This is a genomic window from Butyrivibrio sp. YAB3001, from assembly GCF_900112195.1.
Classification (GTDB): Bacteria; Bacillota; Clostridia; order Lachnospirales; family Lachnospiraceae; genus Butyrivibrio.
Map to the genome: position 1 here is coordinate 645,267 of NZ_FOKR01000002.1, position 23,162 is coordinate 668,428.

The following is a 23,162-nucleotide window of genomic DNA, read 5'->3' on the forward strand; positions in this document are numbered from 1 at the left end:
AGGATGATTTTCAAAATAAGGAATACAAGGATAGCCGAATGCTTCGAACAGCGCTGAGATGAGGACATCCTTGTATTCCGAATTTATGAAATTCACCTCGCAGACGAACACGCTTATTTCTGACTGTATCATAAAACCACCTGACTGGCACTGAACTGTCCTCCCCCTAACCACAAAACAGCCTTGGCAAATGCCAAGGCTGAAATAATCTGTCACAGTGTGTCGCGACGCTTTACGTATTGTGGATGTTCCGGTGTTCCACTGATATCTTTTACATGGATAATATGAGCCCACTTATCTACAATTGCATTCTCGATGTGAACACCCTCTTCTATCACCGCGTATGCCATGATGATTGAGTTCTTAACCGTAGCCCCCTTCTTTATCTCGACGCTACGACCAATAACAGAGTTTTCTACGCTTCCCTCAAGGAGACAACCATTTGAGATAAACGAATTTGTAACCGATGAAGTCTCAAAATACTGTGTCGGGCATGAGTCTGTTGTCCTGGTATAAATAGGCCACTCAGGTCTGAAAAGATTACTTGCAACATCATAGTCCAGAAGGTCAATAGATGCTCTGTAATAATCTGAAAGACTAAGAAGTGAAGCAAAGTATCCCTTGTGCTGAACGCCTCTGATATCCATATCCTTACACTTCAGATTAACGATATCTGAAAGAGTATAAATTGAAGACAACGATCTTGCCTCTTTAATAAGGCTTATGAACACTTCTTTGCTCATGCAATAAGTTTCCATAAAAATATTTTTCTCTTTTGCTGTTCCGAGATTTCTTTCTATGGAAAGAATACCCTTTTGTCTGTTAATACTAACAGTCTTACAGTTCTGATAATACTCTTTTGCATTATCAACCTTATGATAAAGCAGAGTAACATCTGCGCCGGATTCAATATGTGTATCAAGAAGCTGCTTGAAATCCTGCTTATAAACCATGAAACTCGGAGCAATAATAACATAATCCTGATGCATACGCTCGATTATATCGATATTCTCCATATATGCGCTGATGTCATTATTATAAATGGAGTGTGGATTAGTATCCTCTGCAAAAAGAAGCTGGATCTTACCACGCTTTGAGTTGATATTGTAATGTCTGCCAGATCCAATATGCTCAGCAATTGATCTTGCTCTGGATCTTACATATACCTGAATTCTGTCCATTCCACTGTTACTCATATTTGAAATCGGAAAATCGATAACACGGAATCTTCCGAGAAAAGAGAATGAACCGATAGGTCTGTAATCATGGAGACCTTCAACATGAATGCTGTTATCTGCGGAAGATACTATACCAAAAGCCTTATTTTTCTGCATTATTTTGTACCTCCCTTCACATTTTTGGCAACAAGCGTTATTTCCTCGCTATCCTTAGAGCCAACCTTGGTCTTAGCGCCAATATTCACATTCTCGGCAACCAGTGCTCTTGTAACCACTGCGCCTTCTTCTACAACAACACCCGGCATAAGAACACTGTCAATAACCTTGGCTCCCTTTCCAACCGATGCTCCGGTGAAAAGAACTGAGTTCTTAACTGTGCCTTCAACTCGAACGCCCTGCGTGATGTATGCATTTGAAATCTTGGCATCTTTTCCTATGTACTGAGGAAGTGTTGAAACATCCTCTGTGTAGATACGCCATGAAGAGTCATTCAGATTAAGTGCATTCTTTGCATCAAGAAGATCCATGTTGGCTTCCCACAAAGAATCGATAGTTCCAACATCCTTCCAATAGCCCTTGAACTCATAAGCAAAAAGATTTCTATGCTCATTTAACATTCTTGGGATGAAATCTTTTCCGAAGTCATGATCTGAATCAGGATTATTCATATCCTCAACAAGCATCTTTCTCATGAGCTTCCAACTGAAAATATAGATACCCATAGAAGCCAGGTTACTCTTTGGCTTTTCAGGTTTTTCTTCGAATTCAACGATTCTGCCATTACCGTCTGTGTTCATGATTCCGAAGCGGCTTGCCTCTTTCATGGGAACAGGTCTAACGGCTATTGTTGCGTCTGCGCCGTTTTCCTTGTGGTAAGCCAGCATCTTGGAATAATCCATTTTGTAAATATGATCTCCTGAAAGAACAAGGAGATACTCAGGATTGTAAGCATCAATAAAATCAATATTCTGTGAAATAGCGTCGGCAGTTCCTCTATAAACATCAAGACCTTCGTCTGCTTTTTCTCTAGGTGTTAATACATAAACTCCGCTGTCCTTGGAGTCAAGTCCCCAACGACCATCCTGTGCAACATAACTGTTCAAAAGAACTGATTCATACTGTGTCAGAACCCCCACAACGTCAATACCACTATTTGCACAGTTACTTAATGGAAAATCAATGATACGATACTTTCCACCATAAAACACAGCCGGCTTAGCAACTTTAGTAGTCAGATCTTTAAGTCTGCTACCACGCCCACCTGCAAGGATCATGGCAAGCATCTCATTTTGAGCCATAAATATGCCCCCCTTCATATTTCAAGAAAATTAAGAAAATAATTAGATAATATCAGAAAATACGCTGATTTACTGAATAATCAATAATAATATTATCACAGACGCCCATTTTATGCTACCTAATACGGTCATAACTTGCCCAATTATTTCTATAATCTTTATTTTTCACTCGCATGCGGCTTGATCAAATAATCCATTCGTTTTCTTGTCTTATGCTATGCTACAGAAAAAGGAACGCCGAAAAACGACGTTCCTTTTTCCTGGTTATCCTTACAGGAGGAGTACCTATGAGTAAGTGTGAGTAAGTTCAATAATCTAAAATATGAATTCATGGATTGTTCCGCGCAATCCTGCGTAACACCCGGAAATCATTACAACTTGAACTGTCCAACTATGGACTCGAGTGTTCCTGCAACTTCTTCCTGCTTTGTTGTCATATCGTTTACATTGGATACTACATCTGCTGCAGCTGTTACAGAATCATTTACACGGCTCGAAAGATCTGCTGTATCCTGTGTGGACTCTGCTATGTTCTCTATAGCTTTGCTGACCTCTTCCATGGAAGCACGGATATTCTCAACCATAGATGCTATGCTTGTTGAAGAATCTCCGAATGCCCCGGCATCATCGCCATACTGTTTTGCAAGAGCAACGAATTTATCATAATCGGGGGTAACTGTTTCCTTAATAAATCCAAGCAAGTCACCGGATGATGATGAAAGTGTTCCAAATGCTTCCTGCACGCCATCGATTGTTTCTCTGATCTGTTCAACAGCTTCTGATGTGCTGCTTGCAAGCTTATTGATCTCAGATGCAACAACTGCAAAGCCTTTTCCTGCTTCTCCTGCTCTTGCAGCTTCAATGCTTGCATTAAGTGACAAAAGATTGATCTGATCTGCAATCTCAGCAATTGTATCTGCAAGTGTTCCAATCTGGTTAACTACAGCAGCCTTATCTTTTGCTTCCTCAAGATCTGCTTCTCTCTGCTCAGCAATAGAAATAGCATAGTCATGAGCTTTTCTACTCTCTTTTTCAATTTCTTTTGCTCTGCTCTTGATCTCTTCAGCGTCTTTACTGGTCTTTTCCGTCTCAGCAGCAAGCTGATGAACTGATGCATTTACTTCCTCAACAGAAGCATTTACCTGCTCTGTTGCAGCTCCGGAAGACATCATGGCATCGTTGACACCTGAAATATTTCCCTGAATACTGTGGAACTGATTTGCAAGTTCATTTGCCATGCTTGCAAGGCCATTGGAAGTCTCAGATACTTTAATTGAGCCATCTGAAATCTTCGTGATAACATCTTTGTTGTTTTCAAACATCTCATTCAGTGAGTCGCTCATCTGACCAAGCTCATCTTCTCGCTTATTGGCAAGCTTATCGATAGTAAAGTCTCCGCTTGCAAGAATCTTGGCAAATTCTTTAACATTGTTGATACTCTTTGCTATGTTGACCACAAAGACCATAATGATAACTGCACTGACAATAAGCGCGATTATCATAACAATGATAAGATCTTTTGTTGCTTTTTTTACAGGCTCCTCAAGCTCTGACATATCCATGCGCATAATAATCTTCCAGTTAACTTTAGGAACATTCATATATGTCACGATAACTCGCTGACCATTTTCCATAAAGGCTCTCATCTGGGGTGAATCTGAAGCACCACTTACAATTGCTGAACCAAGTTCTGCCAAAGATGTATTTTCATCAGCAGAAATATTTACGCCACCCTCGACCTTGGTAAGATCATCTGTATAAATATATACTCCCGTTGAATCAAGGAGCATTGCTCTTCCTGTTGAACCTACTTTAATATCTGACACAAGTTTTTCAATTGAGGATAGTTCCATGTCAACAGTGACACAACCAATAAATTTTCCATTATCATAAATAGGAGCTGAACAGCTGGACATTACGATCTGTGACGTAGGGTCATAATAAGGATTAGTAATTGTCGCCTGACCATTTGCTATTGACTTTGCCACAAGATAGTATTCCTGGTTAAAATAGTCATACTCTGCATTACTATAATCCCAGACCTCAACAATATTGCTTCCATCTCTCTGCCAGTACGGACCTACATACTGTTCTTCCGGCCTGATTGTATTTGGTTCGAACCACAAACCACAGCCAAGAATTGAATCATTATTTTCAATGATTTTCTCCATCATCTTGCCAAACGTATCAATATCCACCAAGGTATACGATGTCGCAACCATCTCAGCAATATTTACTGCAGTCGTTTCAATGATCTCAAGCTTTGCATCCACTGCTGAAGAACTTGATTCAACTTCTGCATACATACTTGTAGTATTGGCTGACTGAACATTGTTTGATAGTTCCTTTGAGCCAATATACGTCAAAATAATCATTCCTATTGCCATGATAGGAAGAATGCATAATAGCATCTTAAACTTAAGACTCATTTTTTTCATCGATTACCACCCTCTCTAATATTCTTCTATACGTTTTGTTTGTGACGTTATTTAGATATTATCACAAAATTATTGTACCGCTATTTCCTCTTATTTTTTATAAAAAAACAATAAATAAAGCTGAATTTTAGATAAAAAATCGTGTGATATTTAATGACAGTTTCTTGTATATATTCTTGGCAATTTAATAATATTTCTTTATCTTTTCTTTACTGTTTTTTAACAACTTATATATCGTTATTTAGTTTATTTTGAGATAACATCATGATAGAATTAAGTTGCTGTATTGTAATAATATTTGCAAAAAACAGAAAAGGGGTGCATATATATGAACGCTGAACAATATCGTCGTGCGAATTCCAATAGTTTTAATGTTACCGGCGTAATAATCGGAGTTGGATTTGTAGTCACAGTTGCAAATATGCTGCAATCTGGAATTGATGGCAGTAACATTGCGATCGTCATTGGCTCCATCATTGGTATGGCCATGGCTGCTGTAGGAAATTTTAAATATAGTACTGAAAAGATGGGATCCATCCTAATAATGGGCGGCGCAACCATTTTTTACTTCATACTTCTTATAGCCCAGAACAACATCATTTACTTTGCATTTGGTCTTCCAATACTTATCTGCAGCATGGTTTACCTTAATTCAAGACTTTGTAAGATTGGTATATCAGCAATAACATTTTCTTTTCTTATCACTTGCATCAAAGCCTATGCCACAACAGGAACACTTGATATGGTGCATGTCCCTGCTTTTATCACTTTAGCTCTGGCATTTGTGTCTTGTATTGCTACTGTTACACTCCTTTGCAAGTTCAATGACGAGAACAACGAAAAGATAACCAAGCATGCCGAAAAAGCCCTGAAGACCGGAAATAAGATGGCTGATATAGCAAATAGCATCTCGGAACTCTTTAATAAATCACAGGATAATATGCACGATCTACAGGAGATCATGAACACACAGCACACCGGAATGCAGGATATCGCAAGCAGCATGGAAAGCACTGCCAATGCAATAACCACTCAGGCTCAGCGTGTTCAGCAGATTCAGGAAGAAACTTCAACTACAGAGCAGCACAGAAGAGATATGACAAAAGCATCAGAAAGCGCTCAGGAAGCTGTTCATGAAGGCGTAAGAGTTATCGGTGAGTTAAAAGAAAAATCACAGAATGTAGCACGCCAGAGTCAGGTAACAGTTGACGCAACTCAGGCAGTTATCAATAAGGTTGAAGATGTTACAAAGATTGTAAGTTCCATCATGTCAATATCAAAGCAGACCAATCTCCTTGCTCTCAATGCCAGCATTGAAGCTGCAAGAGCAGGTGAAGCCGGAAAAGGCTTTGCAGTAGTTGCAAACGATGTACGTGAACTTGCAGAAGAAACCAACACCGCTTCCACAAAGATCACCAGCATTATCAATGAACTTAATGAAGATGTTCAAAAAGCTATGGCAAGTATAGATAATACAGTAGCATCTGTATCTGAACAGAATCAGATGATAGCATCTGTTGGAGAAAACTTCGACAGTATAAACGAAAACGTAACAGAGATGCTCTCACGCTTCTCAGAAATCGGCGAAGGCATGAAATCAATAGCAGCTTCTACTACCGAGATCAACGATAGTATTTCAAATCTCTCAGCTACCAGCCAGGAAGTTGCTTCTCTCTCCAACGAAGGTGTTGTTGCATCTGATAATGCAGTATCCAAGTTTGAAGCCTTTAAGACAACACTTAGTGACATTTATAAGCAGGCAAATAAGCTAAAAGATATGCAGCAGGATTGATAAATTAAGCCAAATTTCAAAATACCTCATTTCATTTTTTAGCATGTGCCCTCCTCAAATGAAATGAGGTATTTTTATACCTTAACAGGCTAGTGAAAATTTTATCAATTTTTTATAATTTTACTCAAAAATAGGTTATCTTTTCGATAAAAAATACGATATAATATAAAAGAGGTAGATAATATCTAGCTTGTGGGTGTTATAAATCGAGGGAAAGGAGGAAATAACGGTATGACAGCTACATTGGATGCTCGAATGGAAGTAATGGACTGCATTAAAAGGAACTGTGAAGATGAATACTATCCTGATCCGGAAAAAGTAGCCCATATTACTGGTTTACCATTGGGGATTGTTTTTGACCTTCTGATTGAACTTAAAAACCAGGGTTGTCTTGGCAAGAGATAATTCTTTTCTTTTTAGGTATGGAGAATGCAATGGAAGAACAGCATAAGTAAGGCTCTATGCAACTGATGTGCATAGAGCCTTCTTTATTTGGAATATTATGCATGAATAAAACTGCGCTCGGCGCGATAATGTCGCAAGCGACATTCTATTTAAAACAGTATTTGCGATATTCTATTTTATAGCATCTCCACAGGTTCATGAGTAAAATCACCAATACCGTCTGTATAAAGCTTTCTTACAAAGTCAATTGCTCTCTGTCCTGACTCTTCAATCGACACATTCTGACTGTAGATATATTTGATCAAATCTCCTCTTCTTAGTGTGAAATCAATCTCAGTTCCTGCTATCTGACCATCACCAAAATCCAAAGGTTTAACTTCAACCATCTCAACCTCTTTAACAATGCCTTCACCGAAAAGAACTCTCATTTAGAAACCTCCTTTGTTAGGGTTATAAAGTTAATAAAATATCGTTGTTTCGCGCATTCTATATATCACAATTTTATCACTTTATCAGTGAAATTGCGATACTCTTTGGTTGATTGCAAAATTTGTGCTATACTGTTTTATGCAATTTGACAAAAAATAAATAAAGCTGACATAGTTTTTTCACCATTATTTGCTATAATGGTTAAGGCTGAATTATTTAGCTAACGCAATATATAAATACCAGGAGATTTCCATTATGAATAGTTTTAAAAAAATATGCGGAGTAATTTTATCTGTTGCTCTTTCTTTTTCCGTGCTTACAGGATGCACAGCCCAGGACAAAACCGCAGTCACTGAGACTTCCACAAACTTTCTTGCAGCAGTTGCTTCCGACTCAACCGAAGACATCAATAAATACGCAACTTCTGACGTTGTATCAGGCGAATTTGTTAAGCTCTTCGACGCCGATTCCCTTGTAGATATTTTTGTTTCAAACAGCACTTCAAGCGCACAGCTTTCAGATGAATCAAAGGCTATGATTGATGATTTCTGTGCTCGCTTTGCCGATATGATAAAGTCCTACTCCATATCAAACGTCAAGATTAATAAAGACAACACTGCTACTGCTATCGCAACTGTGAAAACTTCTTTTGCCGTAGATATCATAAACAGTGCCGACACTTCTGAAAAGATAAACGAAGCAATAGAGGCTTACAACACCAACAATGCTGATGAGATCTCAGCTCTTTATGAGGAGGGCAAAGAAGTTGCAGAAGCCAAGATCTACAATGACATGATCAAAACTGTCCTTGAGATCTATGAGGAAGAAATAGACAATTCCAAAGAGATGACCTATGCCATCGCAATAACTCTTGAGAAGAATCCTGAAACTGATACCTGGATTGTTACAAATGTAACTGATTATGACAGTTCAAATTAAAGAATTATAATGCAAAAATGGGACGGTTTTATCTGATTCTCCAAAGATGAATGAGTCAGACAAGACCGTCCCTTTCTTTTTTAATGTTCAATTGAATTATGATTGCGCATTGCATGACAATCCTTCATGTCTGTTTTGACAATGACTTCATGTTCTCCCTCACTGTCAAAATGCCACTTCTTATCATGTATCCTGAAACAAAAAGTGAACCAACAATGTCAACATATAAAGATATCCTTGACCCGGGCATAACCGCCACCATAAGAAGTGTCAAAGTGATGCAAGTATCTACTATAGACTTTGCACCATAAAGCTTTGCCTGTACGCCAAGAACTGCATTTCCAAACTCTACGTGAAGTTTGGTGTATCTGCGCCAGAAAAGTGTATTGGTAATAGCACCAAAAAGTGCAATAACAAAAGCAGGTGCAACATTTCCTTTGTTTCCGCTCTTAAAAAACAAAGTAACAATAACCATGCTGATACCACTCACACACATGATTACCCCGACAAAAGCGTTACTCCTGCACTCTATTTTTCTTTTGACATCCTTATCAAAGCCTTCCTTATTGGTAATTACATACACTACAAATGATGAAATTATAGCAAGAAGCTCTGCTGTCCTCCTTGTAAAATCAGCAAGCTGTGTAGAGCTTCTTCCCACAGTAAGTCCTATGCCCAGGACAAGAGGTCCGGGAGAGCTTAAAAGGACAGATAAAAGAAGTGTCTTAAAGCCACTTTTTTCATTCGTTTTATCATTTTTCTTTTTGCCCATACTGTCCTCTCTCCTATCAAATTGCCATAGCCGATAATGCAAGAACAGTCATTGCCGCCACCGGACAAAAAAACGTATCAAAGCCGCTTAGAACATAGAATTCAACTACTGTTGTCACTAAAGCAGTAAGGAAAGTAACGATCACCATCTGAACAATCCCCCACTTATTCCATAACATCAGAACAATAAACACACTGATAAAAGAAAACGCAAACATGGCAAGCGATCCTTCGAGACTTTTCTTTTTTGCCTTGCCAAGTCTGTGCTTTCCATATTTTTTACCTATAAGAGCTGCAGCGGCATCTCCCGGTCCCCATGCCATGATACATGCGATGACAAGCATTCTCTCGCCTAAATAGCCCCAGCAGACGGCTGCAACAATAATGTACATTACTGTAAGAGCAGTAAAACTCTGCGAATATTCGAACTTTCTTCTTGCATTTACAGCGCTGCTGAGCTTTGGCACAAATGCTAAAAGAAATAGTGCAGGCGATATTATCAGAGTACCCACAAAGGTATACCAGATTGACTGCCTGTAGTCTTCTACCGAGTATACCCAAAGTACCGCCCCCACTAGTCCCAGTACATGCAAAGTTTTTCTGAAAACTTCTTTTTTATAACTACTCAATTAAAAATCCCTCGTATACAAAGAATCTCTTGCGACTCTTTCGCACACGAACGGATTACGAAAGCAATCCGTTCCTTTCCGCAATTTGCGCATTCATAAACACAGCGCCCTGAAACAGGAAAAATCTGCTCCAAGGCGCCGTCTACTTTAATCAACAGAATTGATAAGGCCAAAGATTTCCTCTTTAATCTGCTTGTTGGTAGCAAGTGCATTTTCTCTGCTATCTCTGTTTGAATAGAAATAGAACTTGATCTTAGGCTCCGTTCCTGAAGGCCTGATAGCAAACCATGAGCCGTTATCAAGGAAAAGTCTTATGGCATTCTGCGGTGGAATATCCTCATAACCATTGATATAATCAATGACTTTTTCAACTTTGGCGCCTGCAACTTCAGTAGGAATGTTTTCTCTAAACCACTTCATCATGCGCTGAATGCGCTGTGCTCCGGGAATACCCTCAAGTACGATATTGGGTTCATCCTCTGCAAAGAAACCATATTTAGCATATATCTCCTGCAAAACGTCCCACAATGTCTTCCCCTGCTTGCGATAATATGCTGCTGCCTCTGCCACAAGCATACCTGCTGATATACCATCTTTATCACGAATATCTTCACAAACCGCATATCCAACAGACTCTTCATATCCAAAAAGATATGTATAACCGTTCTCATGGAGATATGGAATCTTACCGCAAATATTCTTAAATCCGGTAAGAGTCTCAAACATCTCAACACCATAGGCTTTAGCCATAATAGTCGATAAAGTTGAAGTAACTATGGACTTAACAATAGCGCCCTTTGCAGGAAGTGTTCCCGCATCCTTACGTCCTTCAAGAACATAGTTTACAAGAAGATAACCTGTCTGATTTCCGTTAAGCGGGATATAATTCCCGTTATCATCTCTTATCTCAATGGCAAATCTGTCTGAATCCGGATCTGTTGCCATTAAGAGCTCAGCACCAAACTCGCGTCCGTACTGCTCACTTAATTTAAAGGCCTTTGGATCCTCAGGGTTAGGATAGCCAACTGTTGTAAAATCAGGATCAGGATTTTCCTGTTCAGGGACTATCTTCCAATTATTGAATCCTCTGTCTGTCAGCATCTGTCTGAATGGCACAGAGCCGCAGCCATTAAGAGGTGTATATACAAGCGGAATGGAAAGATCCAGCTCATCACCTTCATGAATTGCCATTCCCTCAATTTTATCAAGATATTCCCTGTCATACTCTTCGCCAAGTACAATAATCTTACCTGCTTTGACACCTTCCTCAAAGTCAGAAGCCTTAATTCCGCTCCATATATCAACAGCATTGATCTTCTCTGTCATACCGTCTGCGATATCGGATGAAACCTGGCATCCATCATCCCAGTATGCCTTGTAGCCATTGTATTCCTTTGGATTGTGGGAAGCAGTTATGTTAATTCCGGACACCGTGCCGAGCCTTCTAATCATAAATGCAAGCTCCGGTGTTGGTCTTAAATCCGGGAATGTGTAAACCTTTATACCGTTAGCCGCAAAAATACCTGCTGCCAGTCTTGAAAACTCTTTTGAAAAATGTCTTGGATCATGAGCGATGATAACGCCCTTCTCGCAAGCCTCTTTTCCCTTAGAAACAATAAAATCAGCGACTCCCTGTGAAGCCTTTCCAACTGTGAAGACATTCATACGGTTTGTACCTGCTCCAACCTTGCCACGAAGTCCTGCTGTACCAAATGATAAATCCTGATAGAATCTCTCTTCTATCTCTTTATCATTGTCCTTGATAGAAAGCAGCTCTTCCTTTAACGGATCGGAATCCTCTAATTTTGTAAGCCACTCTTCATATCTTTCTTTGTAATTCATATTTTAACCTCCTTGGTAAAACGTCCTCTTAAACCATTTTATCATTTTTAACAGCATATTTGCTACTATTCTCAATTACATTGTGCTAAACTTGTTACTATCCATTTGCCAAAAGAATCAGCTAACAAATGAAATCTAAATTTGTCTCAAACTATTTTTCTATAAACAGAAAGGAAGTTTTTATGAGAATCGAAAAAGTATCTGTAAGTGATGCAAAAGAATTGCTGGAAATATACGCTCCATATGTGGAGAACACAGCAATTACTTTTGAATATGAAGTCCCAGGCGTTTTGGAATTTGAATCCAGGATCAAAAATATTTCCGCTAAATATCCCTATATAAAGGCCGTAGATGATAACGGAAAAATATTGGGCTATGCCTATGCCACAAGTTTCAAGGGAAGAAAAGCCTACGACTGGTCTGTGGAGAGCACTGTCTACGTGCGTGAAGATCATAAAAGAGGCGGCGTAGGAAAAAAACTCTACGAAGCACTTGAAACCTCTCTTGCAAAAATGGGAATCTTAAACGTCAATGCCTGCATCGCTTTCCTTAAAGAAGGCGTTTCTGACGCACATCTTACAAATGACAGTTTCTTTTTCCATGAGAAAATGGGCTATACTCTCGTTGGCACATTCCATGATTCAGGTTATAAATTCGGCACCTGGTATGACATGATCTGGATGGAAAAGATGCTTGGGCAGCACAGCACTTCTCCAATGGATGTAGCCTTTGGGAAATGGGACATTTAATTCCTACTCATTTATCTGAACTTTTGGAAGATTCCATCTGAAATGTCTTGCCAAGACACGTAAAAGGATAACCAGTACAAAACTGCAGACCATTGCTGCGTTCCAGGCATTCATCATTTCATGGATAAATACCATTAATATTCCACCGATTATAACCGGAAGGGCGTAAACATGCTTTACAAAAATAGCAGGCATCTGATTGGAAAGGACATCTCTTAAGACACCACCGCCTACTCCGGTTATAAATCCAAGAAATACCAACAAAAACAGATTGTCCTCATATCCAAAGTTTGCGCCTATCATTACTCCGTCTACCATAAATGCAGACAGCCCCAAAGTATCAAATACAAACAGTCCCCTGTCATAGACTCCGGAAAATTTCTTGGGAACCCCCTTGTGATAATACATAATAAGAAAAACAATATTGGCAACGATTGCAGCTACCAATACATAAAAAGGGTTAACAAACATCTGAGGCGGAAAACTTCCCATAACAATATCTCTTATCACTCCTCCGCCACACGCTGTGACAATTGCCAGAATATTAACACCGAAAACATCCATTTTTTTATGGATACCGGTTATGGCTCCCGAAATCGCAAAAGCCACCGTCCCTATAAAATCAAATATTCCAAGCAAAATCACTGACATCTCTTCTCTCCTAAAACGCTTTTTGGCTCTTATAAAAATTCCATAAAATCGCACCACAATATTCTACTTCCTAAATCAATAAAAATGAAGTATTATTTACTTTAGTTTTAAGATATTTACATGCAATTACCGAGGTAAAACATTGAAACAGTTTAATTATGAACTTACAAATCCATCAGAAGCCAATAACGCACTTAACGAGGTATATCACTACACAAGTTCACACCCCTATAAGTCCATTCTTTTCCATCTATATTCAATAGTTTTTACAGATGAACAGATAAATCTGGTTCAGCAGACGATACAGGACATTTATCCTGATGCCAGTATTGGCGGAACAAGTTCCAACGGCGATATCTGCGATGGACATTTAGCTGAATATGGAATGGTCATGGCTGTATCAGTTTTTGACTCAACAGATACTATAGCCCATATGTATGCCTGCGCCCTGGGAAAAGAATCTGAGATTGGAAAAGCAATCAGAGAAACAATTGACACTACTCCCGAAATAAGGGCTGCCGAGGTACTTATTACATTAAAGACCATCAACTCACATAAAGTTCTTAACGAGATTGAAAAATGCAATAAGGACGTAATGATCTTTGGCGGCGGAAGTGCCAATGAAGATATTTCAGAGACCTACACCAGTGTCATCAATGCAACCGATGTTTGTCACTCCGGCGTTTTGCTGATAACCTATGCCGGCAATGATTTCAACATTGATATTCATCATGCCATCGGCTGGAAACCTTTGGGAAAAGACCTTACAGCCACCAGGATAGAAGGCAAAACCCTCTATGAGCTTGACGATATTCCTGCTGCTCAGATTTACAGCAGATATCTTGATATTCAGGCAGATGACGATTTCTTTGCTAATATTTTGGAGTTTCCTATCATGTCCACTCAGCATGGGCAGCATGTACTAAGACTCCCTTTCTCCTGTAATTCAGAAGACGGTTCTATTTTACTTGCCGCAGATCTGGACAAAGGCACTAAGGTCAACCTGTCCTACGGCGACCCTGACGTAATTAAAGGCGACGTGGAAGCCCTGACATATACAGTTCGTGATTTTGCCCCTCAGGCTATTTTTCTTTATTCCTGTGGTGTAAGGCGGCTTTATTGGAAATATCTTATCAATAAAGAGACCGGGCCTTTCAGCAAGATTGCTCCTGTAAGCGGCTTTTATTCAAGTGGTGAGATCATGCGCATGGATGACTATCTCATTGAGCATCATGTAACTCTGATTGCCATAAGTATGCGCGAAGGCGGCTTTGCCAAGGCCCAGCCTACCGGCAATGGCGACAAAAAGATAGAAATGTCCGAAGAACAGAAAATGCACGGTCAGATCTCAATGGTAAGAAGACTTGCCAACTTCATCAATGTAACTGCTGCCGAGCTTCGAGCTGCCAACGAAGAATTACAGCAAATGGCAGAAACAGACTCTCTCACAGGTCTGTATAACAGACGTATGCTTGATAACCTTGTAAGACTTGCCGTTGAACACTCGAACCACCTTAATATAAATCTTATATTTGGAATTATCGATATTGATGACTTTAAAGCAACAAACGATACCTTCGGCCATGCCCAGGGCGATATCGTGTTAAAAGAGCTTACAAGTATAGCCAAAGAAAAAATAATGACTGTCAAAAACGGAATCATTGGACGTTGGGGCGGTGAAGAATTTCTTTTCATACTCCCTGACACTGAGCTTAGTGAAGCCAAAGAGTTAGTAGACAGTATCAGAATAAAGATTTCTCAGACTGATTTCGGCGAAGTCGGCCATAAGACTATCAGCATAGGAATGACACAATATATTCAAAATGAATCCGCCGAAGATGTATTCCACAGAGCAGATGCCGCTTTATATGAAGCAAAAGAAACCGGCAAAAATAAGCTCTGCATAAAGTAAAGATCAAAAATGATGTCACAGATTACTCCGTATAATATCAAATTCTTAATTAAATAATTTAAAAAGAAGGTTAATCCTGCACACTTAGCCAGAATTAACCTTCTTTTATTTCTTTATCCTACAAAAATGATATCACGAATTGTTCTTCACAATGTGCTCTCACAATCCTACGAAACATTACAACTTCATATCACCATCTTTTACCCAGCCTATCTTCTTAAGTCCTGCATTTATAGCAAGTGACAATACAGCAGGTAAAACAAAAGATATCATAGCAAGTCCGAGCCAGTCAAAACCTGTTATTGCAGCCTTGCTGCCCTGTGCAACATCATTTACCCAACCGGTATAAACACCGATCTGACCAACAAGTCCGCAGGTTCCCATTCCTGATGAAACAGGAGCTCCATTCATCTTAAGCTTAAAGATGCAGGTAGCAATAGGGCCTGTGATAGCAGAAGCAACAGTAGGCGCGATCCAGATCTTAGGATTTCTGATAATATTACCCATCTGGAGCATTGAAGTTCCGATTCCCTGTGAAACCAGACCTCCCCATTTATTTTCCTTGAATGAAATAACAGCAAAACCAATCATCTGAGCGCAGCATCCTGCCACTGCTGCTCCACCTGCAAGACCTGTAAGTCCAAGAGCTGCACAGATCGCTGCGGAGGAAATAGGAAGTGTAAGCGCCATTCCCACAACTACTGCCACAACTATTCCCATAAGGAAAGGTCTAAGGTCTGTTGCCCACATGATAAGATTACCAAGCTTCATTGATGCCTGACCAATAGGAGGTGCTATAAGCCATGAAAAGAACATTCCAATTCCGATAGTAACAAGTGGTGTAACAAGGATATCTACCTTTGTTTCTTTTGAAATAGCCTTACCACATTCTGCTGCGATGATTGCAACAAACAGTACTGCAAGAGGGCCGCCTGCTCCGCCAAGAGCATTTGCTGCAAAACCAACAGTGATCATAGAAAAAAGAACAAGAGGCGGACATTTAAGAGCATAACCGATTGCAACTGCCATTGCCGGGCCACTCATTGCTGAAGCAAGTCCACCTACTGTATAGTCGACATTTGCTATCGTTGCCACCGTCTCTGTCAAAAAAGAAATCTTAAACTGATTACCGATTGTGTTAATAATTGTTCCGATCAAAAGTGAACAAAACAATCCCTGCGCCATAGCGCCTAGTGCATCGATGCCATATCTCCTCAAGGATATCTCGATGCCTTTTCTCTTCAAAAACTCTTTCATCACACACTCTCCCTTTTTGTTATTCTTTTTTTTGCCTCTGACAACATATTATGCACGATATGCACTTGTTATACAAGATGGGTTTTTAATAAACATTAATACATATTTCATATAGATGCACTTCTTAAATATATTGACAATCATTTGATTAACCGATACGGTTATAATCATAAAAACAATGATGTAGAGGTCAAAAGTGATACTTTATGAAATCTAAACGCATATATATTCTTATTCCATTAATATCATTACTTCTATCCGGCTGTAGCCAGAAAGTGGCTAACAATATTGAAGTTCCTACTGATGAAACTCATATAGAGAGCAAGGACAGTGGTGACAATATAGCTTCATCATCCACCACATCTGAGAGCAAAGCTGCTGCACAGACCTCCAATGCTGAATCAACTGATGCAATCGACAACAATGATGAAAGCAATGCAGATTCTTCCACCGCTACCACCATTTCCAATGATGATTCTCTTTCTACAGAAAGTACCGCTATCAGTGAATCAGACGATATCACCATCCTGATGGTGGGTGACATCTTGCTTCATACGCCTATCGAAGATGCTGCAAAAGATGAAAATGGAAATTACAATTTCGATTTTATATTTGCAGATCTCAAAGATGAGATATCTGCTGCCGATCTGGCAATAGTTAATCAGGAAGTCATAATCGGCGGAGAGGAACTTGGAGTTTCAGGGTATCCCGGTTTTAATGCGCCTGTTGAAATAGGCGATGCACTGGTAGATGCCGGTTTTGATGTTGTCTGCCATTCCACAAACCATGTGCTTGACAAAGGCAAAACAGGTCTTGTGAATTGTTATAACTATTGGAAAGAAAAACATCCCGAGATAACTGTGATTGGAATCAACAGTAATGAAGATGAATATAATAATATCGATATCATAGAAAAGAAAGGTGTCAGAATAGCCATTCTTAACTACACCTACGGAACAAATGGCATTCCGCTTCCTTCTGATATGCCCTACGCAGTAGATTTACTTGATAAGGAAAAGATCATCACCGACTTAAAATATGCCGAAGAAAATGCCGACTTTACCATCGTCTGCCCTCACTGGGGAACTGAATACAATCTTGGCATAGATTCTAATCAGGAATACTATACTGAGCTTTTTAGAACCTATGGGGCAGATCTTGTCCTTGGGACTCACCCCCATGTGATCGAGCCCATAGAAATGTTTGAAGATAATAATACCCCCATCACAAATAATCACGGCGATGGGGATATGCTTGTTTACTATTCACTTGGCAACTTTGTCAACTGGACATCTTCAAGCGGAGATGGTATCGCAAACAGAATGGTAGGCGGAATGGCACAGATTACCATTGGCAAAGATTCTAACAATGAACTTGCCATCAAAGACTACGGTGTCCGCTCTATAGTCTGCCATCTCCGGACAGGCCATGAAGGAATTTCAGTGTATCCACTATCTGATTATTCAGAATCTCTTGCAAATACCAATGAGATCATCAAACAAGATTCTCACTTTTCCAAAGAATACTGCGTCGATCTCTGCAATAAAGTGTGGGGCGATATCTGGAAATGAGATAACATCAACAGCTGATGACAACGCCTTGTTTATCACTAAAGAATAATTTTTTACAAAAAAAGCACATCGGTCAGTTGAAAAAAACTGTACGGTGTGCTTCTAATATTCTGTCAACTATAGGTTCTTTTTCCAGTTTTGTTTTACCCTGCTAAATAATAAACTACCGTGCATATCACAATCTGTATGATAGCAAATCTGAAAACACACTGTGTATTGGACCAGCCCCAAACTTTTCTGACCTGGTCATGAAGCGGTGTTCTGACATTTTTTAAAATATGAATTTTCAAAAATCTCAAAAGGAATACCTTTAAAAGTCCCAAGCCGCCATCCAATATGAACACAAGGCAGATTGGAATAAAAATGAAGGGATCACCTGACTTGAGTGCACAGATAGCAAGGAAAAGTCCAAGCGATCTTGAACCGGCATCTCCCATCATAAGTATGCTTGGTGTAGCATTGAACCATAGATATGCCAAAAGAACTGCAACAAACACAAATATCATCGGTGCAAACAAGGTGCCTGCCCCCACCTTTTGCATAAAGCAATAAAAGCCCAAAAGTGAAACGATGCCGACGCCCCCCGAAAGGCCATCAACTCCATCAGAGCAGTTTGTAACATTGATGCTTGTCCAGATAACTATAACTGAGAGGATTGCAAAAACTACCGTGGGCATTACAAAAGAAGTTCTAAATACAGCAAGCCTTATTTCTGTAGTGTTATTGCATAAAAACACTACAGTTGTAAAAATGGCCACCATAAGATCCAGTGCGCCTTTTAAATACTCTCCCCATGGAGTCCTTGCTGCGTCATCCAAAAATCCTGTCATCATAGCCACGAATACCAATACCAGATATAAACCATGCTCCAGGCTCATGGGCGCAAAAAGGGCTGCCATTACGGCAAATACTGATATAAATATAATTCCTGCGCCTCTCGGCTTTCCGGCAGATTTTTCTCCCTCTACAGCGAAAGCTCTTCCGCCGTCTCTTGGTAAAAGCTTAGATAAAAACTGAAGTAAAACAGCTGTAAGTGCAAAACTTAAGAATAAGCCAAGTGGAACCAAAGCCTTTTCTGAGTTCATTGATAATAGATTATTTAACATAACATTTTCTCCTACATCACTATCTTTTCATATAAAAGCATCTACCATTATATGTATGGCTTTAGAACTCGTCAATTATCGAAGCAACAGACTTTTTATAATATAGTCACTTTATTTTTTCCGGTTTCTTTGGAGTAATACATTGCCTTGTCCATGCGATTAAAGACATCTTCAAAGGAATCATTGGTATTAAACCTGCTAATACCAATGGAACAGGTTATATGCCCGGCTTCTCCAAAATCAACATCTGCCACAGTTTTTCTTAAATTCTCAGCATAATCTAATGTCTCATCCTCTGTCATGTCTTTTACGACAGCAACGAATTCTTCACCGCCCCATCGTCCAACAGCAGCCTCTTTCTCAGCATAAAACTTCTTAAGAACATCCGAAAGAGCCTTAAGGGTAGCATCTCCCACAGAGTGACCATAGGTATCGTTAATGCTCTTAAAATTATCAAGGTCTATCATCATCAGAGATATGTTAGATTCTCCATCCTCAAAATCCTCAATTGCCGCTTCTATCTCTGACTTGATTCCTCCATGGTTTAAAAGCCCTGTAAGTGAATCTCTGAGCACAAGTCCCTCGTATTTCTTTAAGGTTTCCAAACGCTCTTTTACATCCTCGTTGATGTCCTGAACCATGAATACGAACTTAAAATCTTCATCATTTATTGTCTGCGCTCTGCTGAAAATGAGCTTAACCCATATAAATGTGCCTTCAAGATTCTTCATCATGCAATCAAAAGAGATTGTATTTCCAATTGATAGATTTTCTTTTAAAAAATCAGGATTCGTGAACTTAAGGAACTGTTTCTGGCTGTCCGGCCAGATCAAATTCACCGTCACAAGTCTCCACTGAGAATAACTAATGTTTGATTTCACTGTATCCTCAGATATCTCAGTCACGCTTATGCTGCTGGTGCTATCGTCCAAAAGATCTACAAACATCGAAAACAGATACGTGTTCTGAATGGTTTTTATTTTGTTTGTTGTCATGAATTCTTCGTAGTACTCTTCATCATCAAGAATATCCATGGCAAACACATATTTACCAATACGCTCCATGGGATAGACATTCATCTGTATCACACAAGGAGTTTCACATCCCTCCGGATAAATTTTGAGCCTTCTGCTGTACTTACCCCTAAATTCTCCGTAGTAAGAAATAAATGCCTTATAATCATCTACAATCTCTTCATCGGAATCGCTGAAATGAAACCATAATTTCTCAATAAGTTCCTGATAATCCCCAGTTTCATCCAATACTTTTTCAAAAATACCCCTGCTGGCTATAGTCCTATACTTATTAATTGCCGGATCCACCAAAACTATGGCATCCACATTTTCATTCAAAAGAACAAGCAGATCCTCTGCTGTATAATCCTCTAGTGCCTTGTTGATCATATACCAATTCCCCTTTTGCATACCCCAAAAACCAAAACTATTCTTATCTTATATTATGCCTTATTTTCCTAAATTTAAATAATGATTTATTTAAAAAATGCTATAATTGTAAAGATGCTCTAGTGTGCTGGCTTGTTCATATTTAATCAAATGACGAAGTAGATCATTTCATAGGCAAGGATGATAAATCGCAGGCAATGCGGGCATTGTCAAGATTTTCAGACGTAGCATATGAACTTCATTTTCCCACTCCCTATAAATCTTCATGGATTGTACATCTTCATATGTTCCGGAAGCTCGAATATTTTCTTTTGAACACTACTAAGTGACTGGATCATTGCAAAAGAGCTATTTATAAAACTGAAATGCATATAATAAGCCCAACATAGAAACTCCGTCCTTGGTTTCATTATTTTTTAGCATCTCAAGTACTTGTTCTTTCACAGGTTCCTCAATCTATCACAGCAACAATCTTCATTTCAGTTACAGCTTACCGGTGGTTTCCAGGGTTTAGGACAGAGAAGTGTAGTTCTGCCTATATCCGGAAGAACATCATATATAGAACATCCCATACGAACTTCAAAATCTTCTTTAATCTTGAATGCAATCTCCCAGCCTGTTATGTAGCCTTCCATAATTCCGTATCGTCTTGTAACATCAACAAACCTTTTTTCCAGAATTACAAAACCATAATCTGTGGCAAGCGAATCACAGAGCTGGATCAGCTTGTCATAATCATTCGGCTCGCCACAATTTATTATGTAATCTTTGATAGCCTTCTCATGTCCTGTTTCGGGCTCGTAGCTAAACTCATTCTGCATACGAAGATAGGAATGTGTCATGCAAATTCTGGCTGCTTCATCCCATCCTCTTTTCATACAGTACTTATACCCTTCATATACGTGAGTAGGAATATCAACAAAACCGAATTTACATCTTCTTCCGATATCATGCAAAAGCCCGAATATATAAGCTTTCTCTGAATCCATATCAGGGATCTTTTCAGCAATGTTACGAGCTGCTATGCCAACATTTTTGGAATGATCTGCCCATGGTCCGGGATTTAGTTTTCTTGCTATTTCTAACTCTTCCAGAGCTTCTTTGACACTTGGAAACATCTGTTTTACCTCCTTGTCTTGAATATATTCAGGCGCGCACTGAACTTATAACCATGACTTCTTGAATTTCTGAGGAAATTCAATATTCTATGTTATACTCAGATTATAAAAGGTGACGCTACGTAACCTTCAAGCACTTTTTACTGTATCGGAGAAAACTTTTATGAATAAAAAAGGCTACTATTCATCCGGACAATTTGCCAAAATGGCGCACGTGTCGGTAAGAACTATAAGATTTTATGACCAGAAGGGGCTACTTGCGCCATCTTATACAACCGAATCAGGTGCAAGATTTTACACTGATTACGATTTTGCAATCCTGCAGCAGATATTGCTTTTAAAGTACCTGGGATTTTCTCTGGATGAGATAAAAGAAATACCAAATGGTCAGGCTGATAATCATTTCATTCTGAATGCCCTTAAGATGCAGAAAAAACTACTTTCAGAACGAATTGATGAAATGAAAAATGTTGAAGAAGGTGTAAATTCAACCATCAAAGCTTTGGAAAGCTCTGCAGCTCCTGATTGGAAGCAGATGCTGGATCTGATTCACATGACTTCAATGGAGAACAACTTAAAGAGCCAATATCAAAATGCCAGCAACATCTCTGCCAGGATAGATCTTCATAACAAATATTCAACAAATAAACAAAGATGGTTTAACTGGGTATTACAGGAATGTGATATCTCTTCCGGGATGGATATTCTTGAGCTTGGTTGCGGTAATGGAGCATTATGGGCAGAGAATATAAGCGAATTGTCCAAGCGCAATTATACGGATATACAAATAACTCTTTCAGATATCTCCGCAGGTATACTGCATGACGCAAGACAGAATATAGAAAGTGCTACAAAGGCATATTCAAAAGAACTGCGAGACTTAACATTTTCTTACAAAGCATTTGATCTTAATTCTATACCATTTGAAGATAATTCCTTTGATTTAGTAATTGCGGGTCACGTCCTCTTTTATTGTGAAGATGTCCATCTTGCCTGTCAGGAAATAAGCAGAGTCCTAAAGCCCGGCGGAAGGCTTGTCTGTAGCACATATAGTAGCAACCACATGAAAGAGATCAGAGAGCTGGTAAAAGAATTTGATGATAGGATTGTGCTTTCCAGCAATGACTTGTATAAAATATTTGGTTTGGAAAATGGTGCTGACATCCTGCGCAGCGTATTTGAAAAAGTGGAGCTGAAGAAATACCAGGATGAAATAGTCATTACTGACGCCGGTCCGTTAATAGATTATATCTTTTCATGCCACGGCAATCAGAACCACTATCTTCTGAACAGATATGCAGAGTTTAAGAATTATATTATAAAAAAGGTAAGTCACGAATTTCACATTACCAAGGATGCCGGGATATTTACCGCAATAAAATAAAAAGAAAAGGAACATGTGGATTTTTGAGTTGTCTACCTTGTCATACACATAATTAACGAAAAAGGAAGATGCACATCTTCTTTTATTCATCACTTGTCCTGAGACGCTTCTCTTTCTTTTTTTCATTGGCTTTATTATGATTTTTTATTTGGAAAGTGCGTTATAAATAAAAGTTTTATTTTTTATGAAAAAACAAGTCATCCTATACTGAGAATAGTCTTTCTCATACAATGATATGTAATCTATGTTTTTTCTCTGCTACACTACTATTACAGCTGAATATTACATTA

19 protein-coding genes are annotated in these 23,162 nt (G+C 39.1%); 7 read left to right on the forward strand and 12 right to left on the reverse strand.

Annotated features, from left to right (window positions below; all coding sequences use genetic code 11):
• Nucleotides 1–212: 212 nt before the first annotated feature.
• The 3 genes from glgD to BM086_RS02670 all read right to left on the reverse strand — a co-directional run bounded on the left by glgD (nucleotide 213) and on the right by BM086_RS02670 (nucleotide 4,914).
• The gene (gene glgD, locus BM086_RS02660; protein WP_092322981.1) at nucleotides 213–1,334 is read right to left on the reverse strand and encodes a glucose-1-phosphate adenylyltransferase subunit GlgD; all 1,122 of its coding nucleotides are present in this window, start codon (nucleotides 1,332–1,334) and stop codon (nucleotides 213–215) included.
• Entirely contained in the window at nucleotides 1,334–2,476 is a 1,143-nt protein-coding gene (locus BM086_RS02665) for a glucose-1-phosphate adenylyltransferase (RefSeq protein WP_092322984.1), read from the reverse strand. The genes glgD and BM086_RS02665 overlap by 1 nt, the downstream gene beginning before the upstream one ends.
• A 371-nt stretch (nucleotides 2,477–2,847) precedes the next feature.
• Complete coding sequence (locus tag BM086_RS02670) at nucleotides 2,848–4,914, reverse strand: methyl-accepting chemotaxis protein (protein ID WP_092322986.1); 2,067 nt, start codon at nucleotides 4,912–4,914, stop codon at nucleotides 2,848–2,850.
• Nucleotides 4,915–5,242: 328 nt separating this feature from the next.
• On the opposite strand from BM086_RS02670, the gene BM086_RS02675 reads away from it, so the two are divergent.
• Both BM086_RS02675 and BM086_RS20725 read left to right on the forward strand, forming a co-directional pair.
• A complete protein-coding gene (locus tag BM086_RS02675) occupies nucleotides 5,243–6,706 on the forward strand; it encodes a methyl-accepting chemotaxis protein (RefSeq protein WP_092322989.1) in 1,464 nt (487 codons plus the stop codon).
• 231 nt (nucleotides 6,707–6,937) lie between these two features.
• Nucleotides 6,938–7,111: a hypothetical protein gene (locus BM086_RS20725; protein ID WP_175560070.1), complete on the forward strand. Its 174-nt coding sequence runs from the start codon at nucleotides 6,938–6,940 to the stop codon at nucleotides 7,109–7,111.
• 176 nt (nucleotides 7,112–7,287) lie between these two features.
• Here BM086_RS20725 and BM086_RS02680 read toward each other — a convergent pair whose 3' ends face one another.
• Nucleotides 7,288–7,539 carry a hypothetical protein gene (locus tag BM086_RS02680; RefSeq protein ID WP_092322992.1) on the reverse strand — a complete coding sequence of 84 codons (252 nt, stop codon included), beginning with the start codon at nucleotides 7,537–7,539 and terminating at the stop codon, nucleotides 7,288–7,290.
• A 256-nt stretch (nucleotides 7,540–7,795) separates the two neighbouring features.
• Between BM086_RS02680 and BM086_RS02685 the strand changes: the two genes are divergently transcribed.
• Complete coding sequence (locus BM086_RS02685) at nucleotides 7,796–8,479, forward strand: hypothetical protein (protein ID WP_092322995.1); 684 nt, start codon at nucleotides 7,796–7,798, stop codon at nucleotides 8,477–8,479.
• A gap of 124 nt (nucleotides 8,480–8,603) precedes the next feature.
• Here BM086_RS02685 and BM086_RS02690 read toward each other — a convergent pair whose 3' ends face one another.
• From BM086_RS02690 to BM086_RS02700, 3 genes are all read right to left on the reverse strand, one after another.
• Complete coding sequence (locus tag BM086_RS02690) at nucleotides 8,604–9,251, reverse strand: cation transporter (RefSeq protein ID WP_092322998.1); 648 nt, start codon at nucleotides 9,249–9,251, stop codon at nucleotides 8,604–8,606.
• 16 nt (nucleotides 9,252–9,267) lie between these two features.
• The gene (locus BM086_RS02695; RefSeq protein ID WP_092323001.1) at nucleotides 9,268–9,879 is read right to left on the reverse strand and encodes a diacylglycerol/polyprenol kinase family protein; all 612 of its coding nucleotides are present in this window, start codon (nucleotides 9,877–9,879) and stop codon (nucleotides 9,268–9,270) included.
• Nucleotides 9,880–10,026: 147 nt separating this feature from the next.
• Nucleotides 10,027–11,721 carry a phospho-sugar mutase gene (locus tag BM086_RS02700; RefSeq protein ID WP_092323004.1) on the reverse strand — a complete coding sequence of 565 codons (1,695 nt, stop codon included), beginning with the start codon at nucleotides 11,719–11,721 and terminating at the stop codon, nucleotides 10,027–10,029.
• 182 nt (nucleotides 11,722–11,903) lie between these two features.
• Here BM086_RS02700 and BM086_RS02705 point away from each other — a divergent pair, with 182 nt between their 5' ends.
• Nucleotides 11,904–12,470: a GNAT family N-acetyltransferase gene (locus BM086_RS02705; protein WP_092323007.1), complete on the forward strand. Its 567-nt coding sequence runs from the start codon at nucleotides 11,904–11,906 to the stop codon at nucleotides 12,468–12,470.
• 3 nt (nucleotides 12,471–12,473) lie between these two features.
• Here the strand turns inward: BM086_RS02705 and BM086_RS02710 are convergent, their stop codons facing one another.
• Nucleotides 12,474–13,121, reverse strand: coding sequence for a trimeric intracellular cation channel family protein (locus tag BM086_RS02710; RefSeq protein WP_092323010.1), 648 nt, complete (start codon nucleotides 13,119–13,121; stop codon nucleotides 12,474–12,476).
• A 142-nt stretch (nucleotides 13,122–13,263) separates the two neighbouring features.
• Between BM086_RS02710 and BM086_RS02715 the strand changes: the two genes are divergently transcribed.
• Nucleotides 13,264–15,033 (forward strand): sensor domain-containing diguanylate cyclase, encoded by a 1,770-nt coding sequence (locus BM086_RS02715; protein WP_092323012.1) that lies wholly within the window; start codon nucleotides 13,264–13,266, stop codon nucleotides 15,031–15,033.
• A gap of 177 nt (nucleotides 15,034–15,210) precedes the next feature.
• On the opposite strand, the gene BM086_RS02720 is transcribed toward BM086_RS02715, so the two are convergent.
• Nucleotides 15,211–16,290, reverse strand: a complete 1,080-nt coding sequence (locus BM086_RS02720; protein ID WP_092323015.1) for a PTS transporter subunit IIC — start codon at nucleotides 16,288–16,290, stop codon at nucleotides 15,211–15,213.
• A gap of 275 nt (nucleotides 16,291–16,565) precedes the next feature.
• Here BM086_RS02720 and BM086_RS02725 point away from each other — a divergent pair, with 275 nt between their 5' ends.
• The gene (locus tag BM086_RS02725) at nucleotides 16,566–17,861 is read left to right on the forward strand and encodes a CapA family protein (RefSeq protein WP_242952109.1); all 1,296 of its coding nucleotides are present in this window, start codon (nucleotides 16,566–16,568) and stop codon (nucleotides 17,859–17,861) included.
• 143 nt (nucleotides 17,862–18,004) lie between these two features.
• Here BM086_RS02725 and BM086_RS02730 read toward each other — a convergent pair whose 3' ends face one another.
• The 3 genes from BM086_RS02730 to BM086_RS02740 form a co-directional block, all read right to left on the reverse strand.
• Complete coding sequence (locus BM086_RS02730; protein WP_092323020.1) at nucleotides 18,005–18,967, reverse strand: phospho-N-acetylmuramoyl-pentapeptide-transferase; 963 nt, start codon at nucleotides 18,965–18,967, stop codon at nucleotides 18,005–18,007.
• A gap of 95 nt (nucleotides 18,968–19,062) precedes the next feature.
• Entirely contained in the window at nucleotides 19,063–20,370 is a 1,308-nt protein-coding gene (locus BM086_RS02735; RefSeq protein ID WP_092323023.1) for a GGDEF domain-containing protein, read from the reverse strand.
• Nucleotides 20,371–20,849: 479 nt separating this feature from the next.
• The gene (locus BM086_RS02740) at nucleotides 20,850–21,488 is read right to left on the reverse strand and encodes an HD domain-containing protein (protein ID WP_092323026.1); all 639 of its coding nucleotides are present in this window, start codon (nucleotides 21,486–21,488) and stop codon (nucleotides 20,850–20,852) included.
• Nucleotides 21,489–21,651: 163 nt separating this feature from the next.
• Here BM086_RS02740 and BM086_RS02745 point away from each other — a divergent pair, with 163 nt between their 5' ends.
• A complete protein-coding gene (locus BM086_RS02745) occupies nucleotides 21,652–22,872 on the forward strand; it encodes a MerR family transcriptional regulator (RefSeq protein ID WP_092323029.1) in 1,221 nt (406 codons plus the stop codon).
• Nucleotides 22,873–23,162: the final 290 nt, after the last annotated feature.